Source organism: Pilosibacter fragilis, assembly GCF_032490495.1.
GTDB classification, from domain to species: Bacteria; Bacillota; Clostridia; order Lachnospirales; family Lachnospiraceae; genus Pilosibacter; species Pilosibacter fragilis.
In genome coordinates this window covers 17,436-38,832 of record NZ_JAVYJB010000024.1, presented here as the reverse complement: position 1 = coordinate 38,832, position 21,397 = coordinate 17,436, and the positions used below count along the sequence as shown (strand labels likewise).

The following is a 21,397-nucleotide window of genomic DNA, read 5'->3' as shown; positions in this document are numbered from 1 at the left end:
ATAAGGATCGCCTGAGAGCGGGCGGAAACTCAAAGATCAAACTTCTTAAACGGGAGTCCAAGGATTCCCCAGAAGCCCCCACTTCAAATTTCTTCAAAATTAAGTGGTGGGTAATTCACGATAGAATGGTAATAGATAAAAAGCTGGCATTTATAAGCGGCGTGAGCTATGGTACTGTAAAAAGATTTGAATTGGGGAACGAAAAGTGTCAGGGAAGAGAGAAATAAACGGAGTTTTTATGATCCCGTTCGGACTTGTGGCGGGATTTGCAGACGGGCAGGAGATCCGGATCACGGAGCTTGCGGAACATGGATTTTGTTTTCGGACATTGGATGAGATCCGCGAAGTAAAGGGATTCCGGATCTGTTTTTATGATGGTTTCAACGGGCTGAAGGCGGGAGATCAGGAGAAGAAAAGCAGTGATCCGTATACGGAAGTTGAGATTCATTCGTTTGAGATGGAAGTGCGTGTGGAAGATGGATTGGGGATTCCGGTATATGAGTATTCGGTGTTTGTGGAGCAGGAGAAATACCGGGAATGCGCTGGAAAACTGATCCTTTGGTATGATAGATTTGTGCGGCTGAAGCTGGAGTGCGAGGACGGGGAACTTGCAATGGCGCTTACCGGGTATCCGGCAAAAAAGGATGAACAGTTTGCGGAGAATTTCATTGAACAGAAAAAAGAGTGGTTCGGTGAAGGAGAAGACAGGGCGAGGCTGGAAACGCGAATCGAAAATCAGTCAGGTATGAGGGAAAATTGCATCGCAGCAGGAGATTTTGAACTCGAAGAATACAAAGAATATAAAGAGCAGGAACGGAAGAATATCGAAGTTGCTGTGGAATTGGACCGTCCGGAGCTTTATGAGCGGTATTTATCCATGAAATTCCGCGATTTTATGGACTGGTACTGGAACGTGAATGGGGCTAAAGAGCTGGGAAAACGAATGCCGGTTCCAGAGCGGATTTATGTGGGAAATGCCTTCTGCCATCTGCTGTTTCCTGAAAAACGGCAGTTGTTTGAGATCTTTAAAAAGGCAGAGTCGGAAGGTCTGGCTGTGACAGTTACATTTTCATATCTGCGGGAATTTATGCTGAAACCGGCGGAAAAACTGTTGGATGAGCTGGAAGAATGGTGCAGAAACCGGGAGACATTTCTGGAGATCGCGGCAAACGACTGGGGTCTGCTGGAGCTTTTGAGAGAGCGGAAGGAATGGAAGGAAGAAAAAGAAGCTCTTGTGCCCTGTATGGGGACCCTGTTAAATAAAAGAAAAAAGGATCCACGGATGGGATACAAGCAGGGAGAGACAGGATATTTCCGGGAGAACAGCCTGAATGCGGAATTTTACCGGACGTATCTGAGAGACACGTTCGGGATCCGGCGGTACGAGTGGGAGTCCTGCGGATACAGGCAGGAATTTCCGGAAGGAAAGAACAGCATCCACGTTCCGTTCTATCAGACGAATACCTCCCAGTATTGTACACTGTATGCTGCGTGTAAAAATGGAGAACGTGGAAAGCAGGAACTGCCGGAATCGTGTCCGGGATATTGCAGGGAGAAAGTTTTTCTGTATCCAAAGCATTTGAAGATGGTGGGGCGGTATAATTCGCTCTTTGCGCTGGATGAGAGTGCAGTTTCCGGAATGGCGGATACAGAAGGTTGGAAAGAGAAAAGAATTGATAGAATCGTAGTAAATTTACTGTAACTAATATGCAATTAAAAATAGCAGATAGTCAGAATTGTACTCGCGAAAAATGAAACGAAATGTGGCAGATGCGAACTTTCAGAAGTTGAGAAGCTGAATTTAAGGAGAGATACAATGAAGATCACGGCGGGACTTGGGTCCATCGATGAATATGTGCGGTACGTCGAGGCCGGGGCAGATGAGTTTTTCTGCGGATACGTACCTTATGAATGGAATAAAAAATACGGGACGGTTCTGCCGCTGAATCGTCGCGAGGTTCTTGGCATCAACGTGCAGATCGGGGCGGAGAGTGAGCTGAGGATTCTGGCGGCGCTGGTGAGAAAATATGGGAAACCGGTACATCTGACATTTAATTCGCTTTATTATACACCGGAGCAGTACCCGGAGATCGCGGATGTCCTTCACCGGTGTACGGAGCTTGGATTTTCAAGCTTTATTATCGCGGATCCGGCGCTGCTGATCTACCTGAAAAATAATGGGATCCGCTGTGAGATCCATCTGAGTGGGGAGACGGCAGAGGTAAACAGCCGTATGATAGATGTATTTGACTGCTTGGATGTCAGTCGGCTTATCTTTCACAGGAAGAACAGCTTCGCAGACATGGAGTCGGTGATCCGGCATGAGAGGGAAAAGGGCAGCAGGGGCGTATATGAATTTGAGGCATTTGCACTGAACGAGCTCTGTCAGTTTTCGGGGGCGTTCTGCAATTCCCTGCACTGCGATGAGATGGGGCATCTGTGCCGGGTCCCGTATAAGATAGGAAAAGTTAAAGGAAATAGAGAGAAAAAAGAAGAAGGTTCAGAAACGGAGAAGCTGGTCTCACGGACGGAGAACACAGTGAAAGATGCGAATGATGAACGAAGCGCAGATAAACAGAACGAAGAGTATGAGGAACGAAGATATGATTCCGACGGCTATCTCTGCGGTGAGACAGGATGTGGGCTTTGCGCATTGTATCGGCTGCGAAAGGCCGGAATCACCCATTTAAAGCTTGTGGGGCGCGGAAATTATGTAGATTTTATGGAAAAGGATATCCGGAACCTGAAGACAGCTCTGGATATCCTTGAGCATGTGGATACGGAAGAGGAATATATCAGGGACATAAAACGAACATTGTTTCCGTATGGATGCAGCGGACTGTGTTATTATAGAGAAACGGAATCGGTTGCCGGGAAGACAATTTAAATACAGTGTCCAGGAACCGGGATTGGGAACCGTATTAACATTCGATGGCTACCTTGATCACACCGTCCATCTTATTTTCAAAGAGTGTGTATGCTTCTTCGATCCTGTTTAACGGGTATGTATGTGTGATAAGTGGTTCCGTATTCAGTCTGCCCTCTGCGATCAGCCGCAGTATTTCCTCACAATTGCAGCCGTCTACACCGCCGGTCTTGAAGGTGAGGTTCTTGCCGTACATATCCGGCAGCGGCAGAGTCTGAGCCTTGTCATAAAGAGCAACGACCGTCACGACCGCATTTGGTCTTGCACATTCCCATGCAAGGCGAAACGTGGATTCGGCGCCTGCGACTTCAAGAACGACATCTGCTCCGCCATGGTCACTGTTGGCACGAACATAATCTGCACAAGCTTCGGGTGATACAGTAAGGATTTCCGGATAGTGCTCATGGATAAAGCGGATCCGGCTTTCGTCTTTTTCACAGACGATGATACGTTTCGGATTCTTCAGCATGACACAGAGCAGCGTACAGATCCCCGTAGGTCCTGCACCGATGATCAATACCGTATCCTCCTCTTTGATCTCAGAAATACGAGCTGCCCAGAAACCGGTGGCAAGAACATCTCCGACCAGCAAAGCCTGACGGTCTGTAACATGATCCGGGATTTTATTTAGCCCCTGATCTGCAAACGGTACGCGAACATATTCTGCCTGTCCGCCATCGATCCGGCATCCGAGAGCCCAGCCGCCATTCTGATCGGTGCAGTTGTTTACATAACCATGCCTGCAGAAAAAACATTCCCCGCAGAAGGTTTCCACGTTTACCGTGACTCTGTCACCGGGTTTCACATTCGTTACGGCGCTGCCGATATCTTCAACAATACCGACCATTTCATGTCCGACGGTTATACCCGGCACAGCGCGGGGGACGCTTCCGTGTTTAATGTGCAGGTCACTTGAGCAAATGCTGGCGAGTGTTACCTTTACAATGGCATCCCGTTCATCCATAAGAACCGGCTTCGGTTTTTCCATTAATTCAAATTTTCCTTTGGAAACATAAGTATATGTCTGCATTTTTATCCATCACTTTCTTCTTTATTTATTGATTCTTTTATCTCGGTCGAGAAGACGCCCGCATTTTTTAGTGGTGAGTAACAGCAAATTTGTCTCGGTGGGAGTCAGGTCTCCGACTTGAATCATGTCTTTGGTGGGCCCAGGGGAAAAAGTATTCCTACAGACAAGCCTGCGTCGGACTTCGGACCGCATGATCTTAGTATTATATTATAGCACTTATCTGCGCGGATAGATACAAAATTCCCTTTCCGGATCCGGAAAGGGAATAGATTAGATGTTGCTCCTGTCTGCAATGAAATGCAGTGTGAAGGATATCTCTAATATAAAGAAGCAATGATTTTTACACACTGATCGATTCCAAGCACACCGCTGTTGAGTGTCAGATGATAATTCTGTGCATATCCCCATTTCATGTCGGTATAGAACCGGTGATATGCAGCACGGCGTTTATCCTTGTCGCGCAGGCGTTCCTCCGGGGACTGTTCACGTTCTCCATAAACCTCGACGATGCGCTGGGCACGGAAATCCATATCTGCGTGGATAAAGACCTTCAGGCAGTCGGCCTTATCCTGTAAAATGTAATCAGCACAGCGTCCAACAATTACACAGGGGCCTTTTTGTGCAAGCTCCGTGATGACCTTATATTGATGCTCCCACAGAATATCTTCATTTGTGGGGCCAAATAAGCGGTTTGAAAATGCAGATGAGAGGAAGCTGCCGGGCGTATATTCACCGGCTTCCTTTACATACTCCGGTGTAAAACCGGTTTCTTTTACCATTTCCTGAATGATCTCTGCATCATAGCAGGGGATGCCCAGCTGTTCTGCCACTTTTTTTCCGATGGTACGTCCACCGCTGCCAAATTCACGGCTGATCGTAATCACTCTGTTTTTCATACGTCTTATGCTCCTTTCACATTTAATTCATGATATGTTTTTATGATAATCACTGCTGAGATGATAAAGGTCAGAATATCTGAAACCGGCATGGAATACAGCACACCGTCCAGACCGAAGAAAACCGGAAGGAGCAATGCGAAGCCGACACCGAATACTACTTCACGGAACATGGAAAGCATGGTAGATGCCAATGCCTTGCCCACGGCCTGTAAAAAGATGAAGCATGTCTTGTTGATACACGCTAAGATCATCATGCAAAGATAGGTACGGAATGCCTTAACAGCAAAATCGGTATAGTAGCTGCTCTCATTGGAAGCGCCGAAAATAGCGATAAGCTGATGCGGGAATCCTTCCGCCAGTATGAGCGCGACTGCACCTACCAAAGCCTCGGAAATAAGCAGCCGGGTAAACAGCTCCCTCACACGCATGGTCTTTTCTGCACCCATGTTGTAGCCGACGATCGGAATACAGCCGGCAGCCATGCCGACTACGATCGAGATGACGATCTGGAAAAACTTCATTACGATCCCGACGACTGCCATGGGGATCTGTGCGTACTGCTCCTGTGAGAACACAGCGTCCAATGCACCGTATTTACGGAGCATATTGTTGATCGCTGCCATTGCGGCCACAAGGCTGATCTGAGAGAGAAAGCTGGTAATACCAAGGGTGAGCATCCGTCCGAATATATTTGGAGAAAGTGCATAGTCACCGGCTTCCGGCTTGATGATCCGCATGTGCACCAGATACCAGACAGCGAGAATTGCCGTCACCACCTGACCAATCACTGTGGCTACAGCTGCACCCATCATGCCCCACTGAAGGCCGAAAATGAAAATCGGGTCAAGAATGATGTTGATAACAGCGCCTGCCAGTGTGGAAATCATGGCAAATTTCGGGTTCCCGTCTGCACGGATAATAGGATTCATAGCCTGACCGAACATATAAAACGGAATCCCAAGAGTAATGTAGAAGAAATATTCCTGTGAATGCCGGTAGGTTTCCTCATTGACCGTACCGCCAAACATGGCGATGATGCTGTTTGCAAAGATCAGATATACGGCGGTCAGGATAAGACTTCCTACAATGATCAAAACTACCGCATTGCCGACACTGCGCTTTGCCCGGGCTGTTTCATTCCGGCCAAGCGCCATGCTGACAAAGGCACAGCAGCCGTCACCGACCATCACGGCGATAGCCAGTGCAACAACCGTCAACGGAAAAACAACGGTATTAGCTGCGTTTCCGTAAGAGCCGAGGTAGCTGGCGTTTGCAATAAAGATCTGATCAACAATATTGTATAATGCACCTACTAACAATGAGATGATACAGGGAACTGCATACTGACGCATCAGCTTATCAATACGCTCTGTTCCCAAAAACTGATTTCCAATTTCCATAATGATCTCCTTTTTCTTAAAAAAATAAGAAATGCGTAAGCTCCTTTAAATCCGGACTTACGCATTTCTGCAACACGATCTGTCTATAAAATTGTTCTTTATCGTTCACTTCCCACCTCCTTTCAATTTAAATCGAACACCCGTGAGACTTGGCGCTTGATTCTGGTATTCCTATCAGAATCACTGCGCATCCTTGCGGAGCATTTATCTCGGTCGGAGACCTAACTCCCACGGAGATAAAAAAAGTGTGGCGCTTCTGCAACTGGATTTACGCAGAAACGCCACACGATGTAGCATTATTATAGCAAAAACGGAAAAAAATGTAAAGCAGTGGATTTTGATTGAACATAATATACAAAGTTAAATTATAATACGATATATAATGATACATATTGACAAATGGTTATAATATGATATATAATGAATTTCAGATGAGAGATGTGAATTTTGAAATAGATTTTGAAGGCGAAAGGGAGGGGAAACATGAATCTGGAATTGTACTTGGAACAGATGAAAGAGCTGGTCAACATTGACAGCGGCTCTGGAAATGTAGCCGGAATCAACCGGGTGGCAGATAAATTGGCTGGCTGGTATCAGGAGATCGGCTGGAACGTAGAACGAATTCCTGTCGATGGAGGTCGTCAGGTCCTTCTTATTACAAATCATGTATCCGAACATTATGATGCGATGTATATCGGTCATATGGATACGGTATTTCCGGACGGGACGGCAGAGAAAAGACCATTTCGGATCGAAGGAGAAAATTATTACGGTCCGGGTGTTGGTGATATGAAAAACGGTGATCTTGCAATGTTTCATATCGCGGCAAATTTACCGGAAACTGAGAAGAAATGCCTGAATATCGCAATGGTCTATAATCCGGATGAAGAGATCGGGTCGATCTACTCAAAAGAGATCACAGATCGAATCGGATGTCAGGCAGATCACATTTTTGTCATGGAATCTGCTGGAAAAAATGGAACCCGCCATTGCTTTGCGAGAAAAGGTTCCCTGACGTATGATATTGAGTTTCAAGGTCAGGCGGCCCATGCGGGCTTTATGTTTGAAGTAGAAAATGCGTCTGCGGTTCTTGAGATGGGACATTACATTGTGGAATTAATGAGTCTGGCGGACAGAGAAAAAGATACGACGGTAAATGTCGGGATCGCAAATGGCGGTACAGCCAGAAATGTAGTTGCAGATCATGCAAAAATCAGTGTTGAAATGAGATTCAGGGATGACAGCGAAAGAATCCGCTTGAAAGAATATGTAAATAAAATAACAGAAGGACAACCGTTTGTTCCCGGAGTAAAAACAACGATCACAATGCAGAAGGAAACTCCGCCTTTTATAAAAACAGAGGAAGCGAAAAAGTATATCGAACGGGTCAGAAAAATTGCTGAAGAACATGGGATTCCATTTGAGGAAAAAGACCGCGGAGGACTCTCTGACGCGAACCATCTTTCCAGATGTGGAAAAGCGATCGTTATGGATGGAATGGGACCGCATGGAGCGAATGATCATAGTGAGAAAGAGTACGGATATATCGGATCCGTTGAACCATGTGTAAAGCTCCATCTGGCAATTCTAAACGATATGTTAAATAAACAATAAGCCGAAGGGAGAGAATCTGATTGATAAAATATGTTATAAAAAGACTTTTTTATGCAATACCGGTGTTTCTTGGAATTACATTTACGGTGTATTTGCTGATCAATCTTGCTCCCGGAGGACCGCTTTCAATTTTGGCTGCATCCGGAGAAATGTCACTCAGCGATCTGGAGGCGTTGAAAGCTTCACTGGGACTTGATAAGCCGGTTCTTGTCCGGTATTTTCTGTGGCTGGCAGACCTGCTGCATGGAAATCTTGGGACATCATACCGTACCTCCCAAACAGTCAGCATGATGATCGGACAGCGTATCATCCCATCATTACTGCTCACGGGAACCGGTATTATTGGTGCAATCATCATAGGAATTCCGCTTGGAGTGGTTTCTGCCTGTAAACCGAACTCGATATGGGATCATATCAGTACATTTGTTGCTTTTATCGGAGCATCGGTGCCAAACTTCTTTTTAAGTCTTCTTCTGATCTATGTATTGGCTGTAAAAATGAAATTGTTCCCGACGAGCGGCATGTATTCGGCAGGAACTGGTGGTGATTGGAAGGATCTTCTCTATCATTTGGCACTTCCGGCTTTCGTGTGTGGAATCCAGCCAATCGGAAATTATATCAAACAGACAAAATCGAGTGTTCTTGAGGTTTTGAATGAGGAGTACATAAAAACAGCAAGATCAAAAGGACTTAGAAATGTCGTCATTGTGATCAAACATGCATTTCGCAATTCACTGATTCCGATCGTTACAACCTTAAGCCTTTCTGTCCCGTTTCTGATCGGAGGAGCTGTTGTAACAGAACAGATATTTGCCTGGCCGGGGATCGGAAGCTTGATGATTACTGCGATCACAAGTCGTGATTATCCGGTGATCATGGGAGTCGCTGTTTTGATCTGTGTCGTTGTTCTCGTTGTAAATCTGATTCTGGATCTGATCTATGCTGCGTTGGATCCGCGAATTAAATTTAAATAGGAGGGCATCAGGGCATGAAAAAAATATTAAGTAATCAAGCAGTAAAAAAATTTATGCATAACCGGAAAGCTGTTTTAGGCCTTATCATTGTCTGCTTTCTTGTTTTGGCAGTCATCCTGATCCCGATATTCATGAAGCTCGACCCATATACGACTGACCGGGCGGTAGGATTCAACAAAGCCCCATGTTCCGGTCACCCTCTGGGCACGGATGATGTGGGAAGAGATCTGTTCGCAAGGCTTTTATATGGAGGAAGAATCTCACTGTTTGTCGGAATCATGTCTACGATCATTTCAGTTTTGATCGGAATTCCGTTAGGACTGATCGCCGGTTATTTCAGAGGAATTGCAGAAACTGTCATCATGCGTGTCGCAGATGCATTTATGTCATTCCCGACAATGGTCCTGATTCTTGTTCTCGTTGCGGTATTCGGACCGTCGATCCTTACGGTCACGGTGGTGATCGGAGTCCTGGGCTGGACTGCAATAGCAAAGCTGATTTACGGCAATGTTTTGTCGATCCGGGAACGTGAATATATTCAGGCAACAAAAGCGATTGGAATGAGTACTCCAAAGATTCTGCTTTCAGAGGTACTGCCAAATGCGATCCCTCCGGTATGGGCAAATATTTCATTCCGGGTAGCAGGCGCAATTTTAACAGAATCATCATTAAGCTTTCTCGGAATGGGTGTCCAGACACCACAGGCATCCTGGGGAAATATCATATTTGCAGCGCAGAATCTTCTTGTATTGACGGCACGTCCGTGGGTGTGGTTCCCACCGGGAATCTGCATCATTCTCGTTGTTGTAGGATTTAATTTTATCGGAGAAGGTGTACGAGATGCCCTTGATCCAAAAACAAAATAGGGCAGTATATATCAAAAAATTTAAAGGAGGATCATTATGAGATCAGGTAAAAAAATTGCAGCGTGGATGCTTGCGGCAGCCATGGCAACAGGACTTCTCGCCGGCTGCGGAGGCAGCTCCGGAAATGAGACAACAGCGGCTGCATCTGCAGCGGAAGGAACAACAGCAGCGTCAACGGCGACGGATAAGACGGGAGATTATTCCGATAAGGTCATTACATACGGTTTGACGACTGCATGGGATACCGTTAATCCTTACGGATCTACATCCGGATCGATCTATCAGAATCTGGTCTGCGACAAGCTGTACGACCGCCTTGCATTTATTGAGGAAGCTGGTTCCGGGGTATCACCGAGATCGGCCAAATCATGGGAATCTGCAGATGATGGAAAAGCTGCGATCTTTCACTTAGATGAAAATGCAAAATGGCATGACGGTCAGCCGGTAACCGCAAAGGACTGGGTATTTACCGCACAGCTGATCACAAATCCGAAATTTGATTACGGACTCAGAAGTGAGTTCAACACATGGGCAGGAACCGATGAGAATGGTCTTGAAACGGCTGAAAAATCAGTCGGAGTTGAGGCTGTTGATGATTATACATTGAAGATTTCTTTTAAGAATGTTACCCCGGTCGAGGATTGGCTGATCCTTCATAACAAGTATTTCTATGTACTTCCGGAACATCTTCTTGGTGATATCGCACCTGAAAAAATGAAAGATGATGAGTTCTGGAAAGCACCGATCGGTTCCGGTCCCTGCACCTTTATCTCTGAGCTTTCCGGAAGCCAGCTGGAGCTGGGATCTTTTGCGGATTATCAGCTTGGTGCGCCGCAGTTTGGCAAACTGATTCTGAAAGTGATCGCTTCCACGAATACGATCACATCCATTGCAGCAGGAGAGATGGATGGATTTTATCAGCAGCCAACGACTGATGATGCACTTGCGGCAAAGGATATGGGACTTACGGTGACAGAATCAAGCGAACCGACCTTCGTAGGCGTATTCCTGATCAATAACCAGAATGTATCAGATAAGCGTATTCGTCAGGCAATGAGCTATGCAATCGATAAGGATCTTCTGATCGAGCAGAATCTGCAGGGGAAAGGCGTTGCACCGGCAACCTGTGTGATCCCGGGATCGGAATATGATTGCGGACTCACCTGGTCCAGAGATGTAGATAAGGCGAAAGAGCTTCTTGCAGAGGCCGGATGGGATTCATCAAGGAAACTTAAAATGGCAGTAACCTCCGCAAGAGAGAGCATGGCAGCGATCATTCAGCAGAATCTTGCAGAGGCGGGAATTACGATCGATGTTCAGACAGTTGAGCTTGCAACGATGTTCTCAGGGCTTCAGGACGGAACTTATGATCTTGGAATTTGCGGCTCAACAGCAATGTCCTATCCGCTCTGGATGTCCGGATATTATGACAATAAGAATGCGACATACTGCCAGATCACAGATACCGCATACGCAGAGCTTCAGGATAAGATTGCTGCTGAAACAGACGAAGCAAAGAAAAAAGAACTGGTAAACGAATATCAGCAGCTTCTTTGGGATGAGATGCCGTTGGTAATGCTCTACAACGGATATATTTTCGGAGTTCAGTCGGAGAGATTCCAGGGATATAACGCATTTGAAGGCGGAGTCAATAACCAGGCTGTCTGGAAATGGTCTGTAAAAGAATGATCAGAAACCGGTGACGGGTTTGTCACAAATTTAGAAGGATGATGACAGGAGGGGAGCAGATGGATGAACATTTGCTGGAAGTTAAAAATCTGAAGGTTTCCTTTAAAATTGGAAAAAAGAAGCTGACAGCAGTGGATAATGTTACTTTTTCACTGGACCGGGGAAAGGTGATCGGGATTGTTGGAGAGTCAGGATGTGGAAAAAGCGTCACGGCCACTTCGATTATGCGTCTGGTATCTCCTTCTGTCTGCGAAATTGATGAAAACAGCCAGATCCTGTTTGAAGGGGAAGATCTGTCAAAGGCATCAGAAGCCAGAATGAGAAAGGTGCGGGGAAATGAGATCTCCATGATCTTTCAGGAACCGATGTCGTCTCTGAATCCGGTATACAGGATCGGAGATCAGATGTTAGAGATGATCAGGACCCATCATCGTGAGATACCGAAAAAGGAAGCATTAAAACAGTGTATTGAAATGCTTTCCAGAGTGGGGATTCCTTCTCCGGAGCAGCGGATCAGGGAATTTCCACATCAGATGTCCGGTGGTATGAGACAGAGGGTAATGATCGCAATGGCATTGCTCTGCCAGCCAAAGCTTTTGATCGCAGATGAACCGACAACGGCCTTGGATGTGACGATTCAGGCCCAGATCCTCAGAATTTTAAAGAAGCTTGCGGAGGAGTCAGACACATCGGTGATTTTGATCACACATGATATGGGTGTGGTGGCAGAAATGGCAGATCATGTCATGGTCATGTATGCAGGAAAATCAGTGGAATATGGAACCGCAGAAGATATCTTTGATCATCCGATGCATCCATACACGGTGGGATTGCTGAAATCAATTCCAAAGCTTGGAAGTGGTCAGGAAGATCATCTGTTTACGATCGAGGGAACGGTTCCGGGACTGGATGAGATGCCGGCCGGCTGCAGATTTTCTACGCGATGTCCATATGCAACGGAGCAGTGCAAAAAAGAAGACCCGGGAATGCAGGGAGAAGCAGGACATTTTGTACGATGCTTCCGGTTTATGGATCCCGAGATACAGGATAGCAGGGAGGTGGAATAATGGAGACCCCTTTATTGGAAATCCGGGATGTAAAAAAATATTTTCCGGTAAAAAAAGTACATGGAAAGGAAATTACAGTAAAAGCGGTGGATTCCATTAACCTGAAGATCAATCAGGGAGAAATCGTAGGCCTTGTAGGCGAATCGGGCTGTGGAAAATCAACGTTAGGAAAGTCCATTTTAAAGCTTCATGAGATAACCGGAGGACAGATCCTGTTCCATGGAGAAGATATTACAAATTATAACGAACGCCAGATGCGTCCGCTGAGGGAAAAAATTCAGATTATTTTTCAGGATCCGTATGCGTCCTTAAATCCAAAGAAAAAAATTGTTCAATCCGTTATGGCACCGCTGGATGTGGCGGGAAAATATACGAAAGAAGAAAAACTGGAAAAGGTCAGGAAGATCCTCCGGGAGGTCGGTCTCAGTGAAAAGTATCTTGAAAAATATCCGCATGAAATGTCCGGTGGACAGAGACAGAGAGTCGTGATCGCAAGAGCCCTGATCAACGATCCGGAGCTTGTCATTTGTGATGAGCCGGTATCAGCGCTGGATGTGTCAGTTCGATCACAGGTGCTGAATCTGTTAAAGGACCTTCATAAGGAAAGAAATCTAACGTACATTTTTATTTCTCATGACTTGAGCGTGGTGGAGTATCTTTGCGACAAGGTAGCGGTCATGTATTTGGGGCGCATCATGGAATATGCAGGAAAGAGGGAGCTCTATGGGAAACCTCTTCACCCGTATACAAAAGCATTGCTGTCAGCGATTCCGGTTCCGGATATCCACGCGAAGCGGGATGAGGTGATCCTCCAGGGAGAATTGCCGAGCCCGTTAAATCCGCCGGCAGGCTGTCTGTTCAGTACAAGATGTCCGATGGCGACAGAGAAATGCAGACAAAGTCGTCCGGAATTAACAGAGATCACGGGAGACGATGGAACAAAGAGAAGCGTTGCCTGCTTTCTGTATCAGTAAACATTGTAAAAATATAACATGCGAAAAATGCGCAGAGGAGGAATTCAACGATGGAAGTAAAACAGATCATTGCGGAAATTAAGGAAAAGATGGATCAGAGAGGTGGATTAAAGCATATGTATTTTGTTGCCTGCGGTGGATCAAAGGCAGCTATTTTCCCGGGACTCTACCTGATCCAGTCGGAAGCAAAAAATTTCAGTGCGACAACCTATACCAGCAATGAGTTCGTACATGCGACCCCGAAAGAATTAGATGAGAGATGTATCGCAGTCATCTGTTCTCTTAAGGCTACACCGGAGACTGTAAAAGCTGTCGAAACAGCAAATGCAGCGGGAGCAATCACGATTGCCATGACGGGAAATATGCAGACCGGTATGGCAAAGGTCGGTCAGTATGTTGTGACATATTCAAACGGAGATCATCAGGATTACAGCGACTCCAATCAGGCGAATGCGCTCCGCATCGGCTTTGAGGTTCTCCATCAGTTTGAAAACTGGGATAAATATGACAAAGCAATGGAAGCGTATCAGTATATTGATGAGATCGTTTCAGAGGGAAAGAAAAATTGTCTTCCGGCTGCACAGGCATGGGCAGAAAAAGTCGAACATGAGCCGGTCTTCTATGTCCTTGCATCCGGTCCGAACTATGGAGTTGCTTATTCCATGTGCTGCTGTCACTTTATGGAGATGCAGTGGAGACATGCGGTATGCCTGCACACAGGTGAGTACTTCCATGGACCGTTTGAGACAACCGATAAGAAGCTCCCGATGATCCTGTTAATGAGTGAGGGACGTACAAGAGCGCTCGATGAGAGATGCCTGAAGTTCCTGAATACATATGCTGAGAACTTTATTATCATTGATTTTGAAAAGCTGAATGGAGGAAAAATCGATCCTTCGGTTGCAGAATTCTTCAATCCGGTTGTCATGATCCCGATTGAGCGGTATTATGTATCTCAGCTGGCAGAAAAAACAGGTCATTCAATGGATGAAAGAAGATATATGTGGAAGGTTGAGTATTAATGATAAAGGTAATTGGCATCGGAGATAATGTATGTGATCAGTATTATCCTGCAAAGATCATGTATCCGGGTGGTCAGGCTATGAACTTTTCTGTATATGCAAAAATGCTGGGGGCGCAGTCTGCGTACCTCGGCGTTTTTGGAAATGACAGAGTGGCAGAACACATTATTTCTGTTCTTGATGAGATCGGGGTCGATCATTCCAGATGCAGGCAATATGCCGGCGAGAATGGATACGCAAAAGTCCGGCTTGAAAATGGTGACAGACAGTTTATCATGAGTAACCGCGGAGGGATCGTAAATGAGCATCCGTTGGATCTAAAGACGGAGGATATTTCCTATATCAGGGAATTTTCCCTTGTTCATACCAGTAATAATGGTCACTTTGATTCACAGTTAAAAAAAGTAAGAGAAACTGGAATTCCGGTTTCTTATGATTTTTCCGGTCACTGGAATGAGGAATATTATTTAAAAGAGATCGCGCCTGTTGTTGATTACGCATTTTTCTCCTGCGGAGAAATTGATGAGGAGACCGCAAAGGCAGCATGTAAGCGCTTTGTATCGGAAGGCTGTAAAATTGCAGTGGCAACCATGGGAAAACGCGGATCCCTCGCTTTTGACGGAAAGAAGTATTACAGACAGATCCCAAAGACTGTTGATGCAATCGATACATTGGGAGCCGGAGATTCTTTTACAACTGCTTTTTTACTCGCCCTTTTAGATGGTGGGAAAATCGAGACAGCAATGGAAAAGGGAGCTGAATTCGCTGCAAAGACATGTATGGTGAGAGGCGCTTTTGGATACGGCGTTCCGTTTGAGGATCCGGAGCCTGGTGACTGCCTGTAAAAATCTGTGGATCGAACGGGGAACCTGCTCTGGAAAGAAAATTGTCCTTGCTATTTGTCTGAGCTGTTATTAAAATAGTATTGAAAAGAATTTAGACAGTGGGGGAAAATGAATGTTAAAGCAGGATGCGATGACTCCGTTATATGTTCAGCTTATGGATACAGTGGAAAAGGATATCAAAAGCGGAAGATATAAACCGGGAGATAAGATCATGACGGAATCAGAGATGGCAAAGACATATGGTGTCAGTCTGATCACCGTGAGAAAAGCAATCGGTTCCCTCATGGAAAAAGGACTTGTTGTTCGGAAACAGGGAAAGGGAACCTTCGTAACAAAGCCAAAGTTTTCCAGAAATATCAAACGTCTTCAGAGCTTCAGCGAGATGTGTGAGCAGATGGGAGTCGTGCCGGGGGCACATATGCTGGAAAATAAGATTGTGGATGCAGATGAAAAGATTGCGGCAAGGCTTGGAATTGAGACGGGCAGTAAAGTGATCTTTATATCACGTCTGAGATTCGCGGATTCAGAACCGGTCGTGATTGAAAAAAACTATTTTCCGTTAAAATATGCGTTCCTGTTAGAAGCTCAGTTTGAGGATAATTCCCTTTTTGATTATTTAAAAGAGAAAGCAGAAATGCAGGTTACAAGCTCGGAAAAACTGATCGAGCTTTGCAGAGCAACACAGGAGGAAGCAAAATTACTCGAAGTCCGAAAGGGCGACTATCTGATGTTCGTTCGAAGTACAGCATACGATCAGGAGAATGAGCCATTGTATGCGGGAATTCAGATCATAAATGGGGATCGATTCTCTCTGTATGTATATGAGACAAATGGGGAGCATTGAACATTCAGGAAAAGACCGCTGTTTTCACAGAGCGATTTGTGGAAACAGTGGTCTTTTTTAATGAAAATTTTGATGGGACTTTGGGCTGTTAAAAGATAGTACGAGCAATTGATATGTGTCTGCAGGCAAATGGAGATTGCAGAGGTCATAGTGAGAATGGGTTGGGTTACATTTTTATTGATTTGTAGATTGACTGATGGTAAAATAATAATAGATAATATATTATATATTTTGAATATAATCATGTGAAAATAGATAAAATATTATCTAATAAATGCGCGAAAAACGGAATCGAAAGTGGGAAAGACTATGGAAGGTTTTATATGGGAGACAGCGGAAGAACTGGATCTGAAGCTGGCGCAGAGGATCCGCAATATTAGAAAACGGCGTTCAATCTCGCAGGAGAAGCTGGCGTCGATGAGCGGTGTGAGTTATGGTTCTGTTAAAAGATTCGAGTCTACCGGTCAGATATCCTTGTTGTCTCTGACGAAAATCGCAATGGCACTGGATATTGCGGATGAACTCAGGAATATTTTTTCGCAGGTACCATACAGAGACATAAAGGAGGTCATAAATGAAACAAGATAATGCGCTGCAGGTGTATTATGATGAAAAACTTGTGGGGACATTGGCCATGACAGCAAATCGAAAAGCAGCATTTCAGTACACCGATGAATGGCTGGAACATGGATTTTCGATCAGCCCATTCTCGCTGCCGTTAAAAAAGCAGGTGTTTGTGCCCACAAAGGATTATTTTGGCGGCCTTTATGGCGTGTTTGCGGACAGTCTTCCAGATAATTGGGGAAGATTGCTGCTAAATCGTCTGCTTCGTGAGCATAAACAGAATCCGGATAAACTAACGGTTTTAGACCGCTTGGCAATCGTTGGAAAATCGGGAATGGGTGCGTTGACGTATTATCCGGAAAGAAAATTTCCAGAGCAGCAGGATAATCCTGACCTGGATGAACTGGCGCGGGAGTGTCAGAAAATATTGAACACAGAATATACAGACAAACTTGACGAATTGTACCGGCTTGGAGGAACGAGCGGAGGAGCAAGGCCGAAGATCATGACTTCAATCGGAAATGAAGAGTGGATCATAAAATTTCCGGCCCATGTAGATGGAAAAGATGCAGGAAAAATGGAGTATGATTATTCATGCTGTGCCCGGAAATGTGAAATTACGATGAGTGAGACAAAGTTGTTCCCGTCTGGAATCTGTAAAGGCTATTTTGGAACCAGGCGGTTTGACAGAGTCCCTGATCAAAATGGGATAAAGCGAGTCCATATGCTGACAGCTGCAGCGCTTCTCGAACTGGACTTTGAACAGCCGAGTCTTGATTACCACAGTCTGATGAAACTTACGAAGATATTGACGAATGATCATTATGCGGATGTGGAAAGTATGTTTCGCAGAATGTGTTTTAATGTTTTTGCGCATAACAGAGATGACCACTCAAAAAATTTCACCTATTTATATGATGAAGAAAAAGATCAGTGGAGACTGAGCCCTGCATACGATCTTACTTATAGTAATACGTACTATGGGGAACACACAACGACCGTCGACGGAAATGGAAAAGATCCGGGAAGAAAAGAATTATTAGCTGTTGGCATTACGGCCGGAATGAAGAAGAACCGGTGTATGGAAATTATTGATGAGATCGAGAAGTGTGTGGGAGAGATGCTTGGCGACTACCTATAGAATGCGTTCTACTATGAGCCTGAAAAGTTACAATGCTTCAATGAAATACACAATTAATTCACAAAAAAATTAGCACTCACCTCTTGACAGTGCTAATAATATGTGTTATATTACATGCAGAACAAAGGAAGAGAGAAAAAATCAAAGGATCTCAAGGAGTTCCCAAGATTGGAAAATCTTCTGAAGTTCTTTCAGATAGATGACAAACAAGAAAACAGGAATTCTGATTGGAGGAATGATTTATGTATATGCCGAGTATTTTTGGAGAAAGTTTATTTGATAATATGTTCCCGTTTGATGAGAAGTTCTTTACAGAAAAGAAGGATCCGCTGTATGGTAAGAACGTATCCAGACTGATGAAGACAGATGTCAGAGAGACAGAAAAGACGTATGAGCTTGATATCGATCTTCCGGGATTTAAGAAAGATGAGATCCAGATTGAACTGAAGGATGGTTATCTGACCGTCAGTGCCGAGAAAGGTCTTGATAAGGATGAGGAAGATAAGAAAGGCAAATACATCCGCAAGGAACGTTATGCAGGTGCTCTGAGCAGAACCTTCTATCTTGGCGAGGAGATCCGGGAAGAGGAGATTAAGGCGAAATTCGAAAACGGTATCCTGAGTGTATCGATTCCGAAAGAGGAAGAGAAGAAGGTTGAAGGTCCAAAGCACATTTCCATCGAAGGGTGATCTGACAGCCCCGAGCGGTAACGATACAGAAACGTATGCGAAGCTGCCACGTATCTGAAAGATTAAGCCGCCCGGCGGATGAAAATTTCGCTGGGCGGTATTACTGACAACAAACACAACAAGTACTTCAGAATTGAAGGGAGGCTTGCGATCATGAATATCAGCAAATTTACACAGAAATCAGTGGAAGCAGTCCAGAACTGCGAGAAGCTGGCTTATGAATATGGAAATCAGCAGATCGACCAGGAACATCTCCTGGTGAGTCTGTTAAAGTTAGATGACAGCCTGATCTTAAAGCTGATCACGAAAATGGGAATCTCCGGTGAGCAGTTTGCGGATGAGGCGGAAGCAGCACTTAAGAAGCTGCCGAAGGTATCCGGAGGCGGACAGGTCTATCTCACACAGGATCTCAATAAAGTCCTGATCGATGCCGAGGACGAGGCAAAGGCGATGGGGGACGAATATGTTTCCGTTGAGCATTTGTTCTTATGCCTGTTAAAAGAACCGAACAGGGCAATAAAGGAACTGTTCCGTACTTATGGGATCGACCGTAATAAATTCTTACAGGCTCTGTCCACGGTCCGCGGCAACCAGAGAGTTACCAGTGATAATCCGGAGGCAACCTACGATACCTTAAATAAATACGGTTCTGACCTTGTAGAAAAGGCAAGAGACCAGAAGATGGACCCGGTGATCGGTCGTGACGCCGAGATCCGGAACGTGATCCGGATCCTTTCCAGAAAAACGAAAAACAACCCGGTCCTCATCGGTGAACCCGGTGTTGGTAAGACCGCCGTTGTAGAAGGTCTTGCACAGCGTATCGTCCGCGGCGATGTGCCGGAGGGCTTAAAAGATAAGAAATTATTCTCACTGGATATGGGTGCCCTTGTTGCGGGAGCGAAATACCGTGGTGAGTTTGAGGAACGTTTAAAAGCCGTTCTCGATGAGGTGAGAAAGAGCGAGGGACAGATTATTTTGTTCATTGATGAGCTTCACACCATCGTCGGAGCCGGAAAGACGGAAGGCTCCATGGATGCCGGCAATATGTTAAAGCCGATGCTTGCCCGTGGTGAGCTGCACTGTATCGGTGCGACGACGCTGGATGAGTACCGGAAATATATTGAGAAGGATCCGGCTCTGGAACGTCGTTTCCAGCCGGTTATGGTCGATGAGCCGACAGTCGAGGATACGATTTCGATCCTTCGTGGACTGAAGGACCGTTATGAGGTTTATCATGGCGTAAAGATCACCGATTCCGCGCTTGTAGCGGCGGCAACCCTTTCCAACCGTTATATCAGCGACCGTTTCCTTCCGGATAAGGCTATCGACCTCGTGGATGAAGCGTGCGCAATGATCAAGACGGAGCTCGATTCCATGCCGACGGAGCTGGATGAACTCTCCAGAAAGATCATGCAGCTGGAGATCGAGGAGGCGGCTCTTAAGAAAGAGGCAGACCATTTAAGCCAGGAACGCCTTGCGGATCTTCAGAAGGAGCTGGCGGAGCTCCATGACCAGTTCGCGACTCAGAAGGCCCAGTGGCAGAACGAAAAGGCGACGGTTGATAAGCTTTCCTCCATCCGTGAGGAGATCGAGGCAGTCCATCGTCAGATTCAGGATGCACAGCAGAAATATGATCTGAATAAGGCAGCAGAGCTCCAGTACGGCAAGCTTCCGCAGCTTGAAAAAGAGTTGAAGGAAGAGGAGGAGAAGGTAAAGAACGCAGATCTGAGTCTTGTCCATGAAAGCGTTACCGAAGATGAGATCGCAAGGATCATCTCCCGCTGGACCGGTATCCCGGTTGCAAAACTCACGGAGAGCGAGAGAAATAAGACCCTTCATCTGGATGATGAACTCCACAAACGTGTTGTCGGTCAGGATGAGGCAGTTGAGAAGGTTACAGACGCGATCATCCGTTCCAAAGCCGGGATCAAGGATCCGACAAAGCCGATCGGCTCCTTCCTGTTCCTGGGACCTACCGGTGTCGGCAAGACAGAACTTGCAAAGACACTTGCAGCAAGCCTGTTTGATGATGAGAACAACATGGTCCGGATCGATATGAGTGAATACATGGAGAAATACTCCGTATCCCGTCTGATCGGAGCGCCGCCAGGATATGTCGGATACGATGAGGGCGGTCAGCTCACAGAGGCAGTCCGCAGAAAACCGTATTGTGTCGTTTTGTTCGATGAGATCGAGAAGGCACATCCGGATGTATTCAATGTTCTGCTTCAGGTCCTCGATGACGGACGTATCACAGATTCCATGGGCAAGACCGTGGATTTCAAGAATACGATCATTATCCTGACATCCAACATCGGTTCCCAGTATCTGCTTGACGGTATCGATGAGAACGGTGATATCAGGCCGGAGGCAAAGGCAGAGGTCATGAACGATCTGCGTGCCCACTTCCGTCCGGAGTTCCTGAACCGTCTTGATGAGACGATCCTCTTCAAGCCGCTTACAAAGAACAACATTGGAAGCATCATCGATCTGCTTGTTGCCGATATCAACAAGCGTCTGGCGGATAAAGAGCTTGTGGTTGCACTTTCCGATTCTGCAAAGCAGTTTATCGTGGACAACGGTTATGATCCGGTATACGGCGCAAGACCGCTTAAGAGATATCTGCAGAAGAATGTGGAGACTCTGGCAGCCCGCCTGATCCTGTCGGATGGTGTCCATACCGGAGATACGATCAAGATCGACGTGGTCGACGGAAAGCTCAACGCGTCCGCGGAGAGAGGAACAAAAGAATAATCAGAAAACCGGATTCCGGGCGGGGGCTTTGAAGGCAGCCTGGGATCTGGATAAAAGAAAACTTCATCCTTGGAGTTTTTCAGACCGGTATCACAGCCT

The 21,397-nt window shown here is 45.8% G+C and carries 19 protein-coding genes; 16 read left to right on the top strand and 3 right to left on the bottom strand.

Annotated elements, in window-relative coordinates; translation table 11 throughout:
• From ABCW45_RS15985 to ABCW45_RS15975, 3 genes are all read left to right on the top strand, one after another.
• Positions 1-227: hypothetical protein (locus ABCW45_RS15985; RefSeq protein WP_343221173.1), on the top strand; the 227-nt coding region annotated here is incomplete at its 5' end.
• Positions 206-1,702, top strand: coding sequence for a hypothetical protein (locus tag ABCW45_RS15980; RefSeq protein ID WP_177968709.1), 1,497 nt, complete (start codon positions 206-208; stop codon positions 1,700-1,702). The genes ABCW45_RS15985 and ABCW45_RS15980, both read left to right, overlap by 22 nt.
• 114 nt (positions 1,703-1,816) lie before the next feature.
• Positions 1,817-2,887 carry a U32 family peptidase gene (locus ABCW45_RS15975; protein ID WP_117553225.1) on the top strand — a complete coding sequence of 357 codons (1,071 nt, stop codon included), beginning with the start codon at positions 1,817-1,819 and terminating at the stop codon, positions 2,885-2,887.
• A 34-nt stretch (positions 2,888-2,921) separates the two neighbouring features.
• Here the strand turns inward: ABCW45_RS15975 and ABCW45_RS15970 are convergent, their stop codons facing one another.
• From ABCW45_RS15970 to ABCW45_RS15960, 3 genes are all read right to left on the bottom strand, one after another.
• Entirely contained in the window at positions 2,922-3,956 is a 1,035-nt protein-coding gene (locus ABCW45_RS15970; RefSeq protein ID WP_117553226.1) for an alcohol dehydrogenase, read from the bottom strand.
• 317 nt (positions 3,957-4,273) lie between these two features.
• Positions 4,274-4,852, bottom strand: coding sequence for a cytidylate kinase-like family protein (locus tag ABCW45_RS15965; protein WP_117553227.1), 579 nt, complete (start codon positions 4,850-4,852; stop codon positions 4,274-4,276).
• A gap of 5 nt (positions 4,853-4,857) precedes the next feature.
• Positions 4,858-6,255: an MATE family efflux transporter gene (locus ABCW45_RS15960; protein WP_343221172.1), complete on the bottom strand. Its 1,398-nt coding sequence runs from the start codon at positions 6,253-6,255 to the stop codon at positions 4,858-4,860.
• A gap of 483 nt (positions 6,256-6,738) precedes the next feature.
• On the opposite strand from ABCW45_RS15960, the gene ABCW45_RS15955 reads away from it, so the two are divergent.
• From ABCW45_RS15955 to clpB, 13 genes are all read left to right on the top strand, one after another.
• On the top strand, positions 6,739-7,869 hold the full coding sequence (locus tag ABCW45_RS15955; protein WP_177968705.1) for a M20 family metallopeptidase: 1,131 nt from the start codon (positions 6,739-6,741) through the stop codon (positions 7,867-7,869).
• 20 nt (positions 7,870-7,889) lie between these two features.
• Positions 7,890-8,843, top strand: coding sequence for an ABC transporter permease subunit (locus tag ABCW45_RS15950; protein WP_177968704.1), 954 nt, complete (start codon positions 7,890-7,892; stop codon positions 8,841-8,843).
• 14 nt (positions 8,844-8,857) lie between these two features.
• Positions 8,858-9,709: an ABC transporter permease gene (locus ABCW45_RS15945; protein ID WP_015555137.1), complete on the top strand. Its 852-nt coding sequence runs from the start codon at positions 8,858-8,860 to the stop codon at positions 9,707-9,709.
• Between the two features lie 36 nt (positions 9,710-9,745).
• On the top strand, positions 9,746-11,398 hold the full coding sequence (locus tag ABCW45_RS15940; RefSeq protein WP_343221171.1) for an ABC transporter substrate-binding protein: 1,653 nt from the start codon (positions 9,746-9,748) through the stop codon (positions 11,396-11,398).
• Between the two features lie 59 nt (positions 11,399-11,457).
• Positions 11,458-12,465 (top strand): ABC transporter ATP-binding protein, encoded by a 1,008-nt coding sequence (locus tag ABCW45_RS15935; RefSeq protein ID WP_343221170.1) that lies wholly within the window; start codon positions 11,458-11,460, stop codon positions 12,463-12,465.
• Positions 12,465-13,439: an ABC transporter ATP-binding protein gene (locus tag ABCW45_RS15930; RefSeq protein WP_425518621.1), complete on the top strand. Its 975-nt coding sequence runs from the start codon at positions 12,465-12,467 to the stop codon at positions 13,437-13,439. The genes ABCW45_RS15935 and ABCW45_RS15930 overlap by 1 nt, the downstream gene beginning before the upstream one ends.
• 50 nt (positions 13,440-13,489) lie before the next feature.
• Positions 13,490-14,461 (top strand): phosphoheptose isomerase family protein, encoded by a 972-nt coding sequence (locus ABCW45_RS15925; protein WP_117566320.1) that lies wholly within the window; start codon positions 13,490-13,492, stop codon positions 14,459-14,461.
• Complete coding sequence (locus tag ABCW45_RS15920) at positions 14,461-15,306, top strand: fructoselysine 6-kinase (RefSeq protein ID WP_343221169.1); 846 nt, start codon at positions 14,461-14,463, stop codon at positions 15,304-15,306. Before ABCW45_RS15925 ends, ABCW45_RS15920 begins: the two co-directional genes overlap by 1 nt.
• Positions 15,307-15,418: 112 nt before the next feature.
• Positions 15,419-16,150, top strand: a complete 732-nt coding sequence (locus tag ABCW45_RS15915; RefSeq protein ID WP_118606986.1) for a GntR family transcriptional regulator — start codon at positions 15,419-15,421, stop codon at positions 16,148-16,150.
• A 309-nt stretch (positions 16,151-16,459) separates the two neighbouring features.
• Entirely contained in the window at positions 16,460-16,738 is a 279-nt protein-coding gene (locus ABCW45_RS15910; RefSeq protein WP_144364785.1) for a helix-turn-helix domain-containing protein, read from the top strand.
• Positions 16,725-17,855 (top strand): type II toxin-antitoxin system HipA family toxin, encoded by a 1,131-nt coding sequence (locus ABCW45_RS15905; protein WP_343221168.1) that lies wholly within the window; start codon positions 16,725-16,727, stop codon positions 17,853-17,855. The genes ABCW45_RS15910 and ABCW45_RS15905 overlap by 14 nt, the downstream gene beginning before the upstream one ends.
• A gap of 242 nt (positions 17,856-18,097) precedes the next feature.
• Positions 18,098-18,544 carry an Hsp20/alpha crystallin family protein gene (locus ABCW45_RS15900; RefSeq protein WP_015555115.1) on the top strand — a complete coding sequence of 149 codons (447 nt, stop codon included), beginning with the start codon at positions 18,098-18,100 and terminating at the stop codon, positions 18,542-18,544.
• Between the two features lie 153 nt (positions 18,545-18,697).
• Entirely contained in the window at positions 18,698-21,298 is a 2,601-nt protein-coding gene (clpB, locus tag ABCW45_RS15895; protein WP_343221167.1) for an ATP-dependent chaperone ClpB, read from the top strand.
• Positions 21,299-21,397 lie beyond the last annotated feature (99 nt).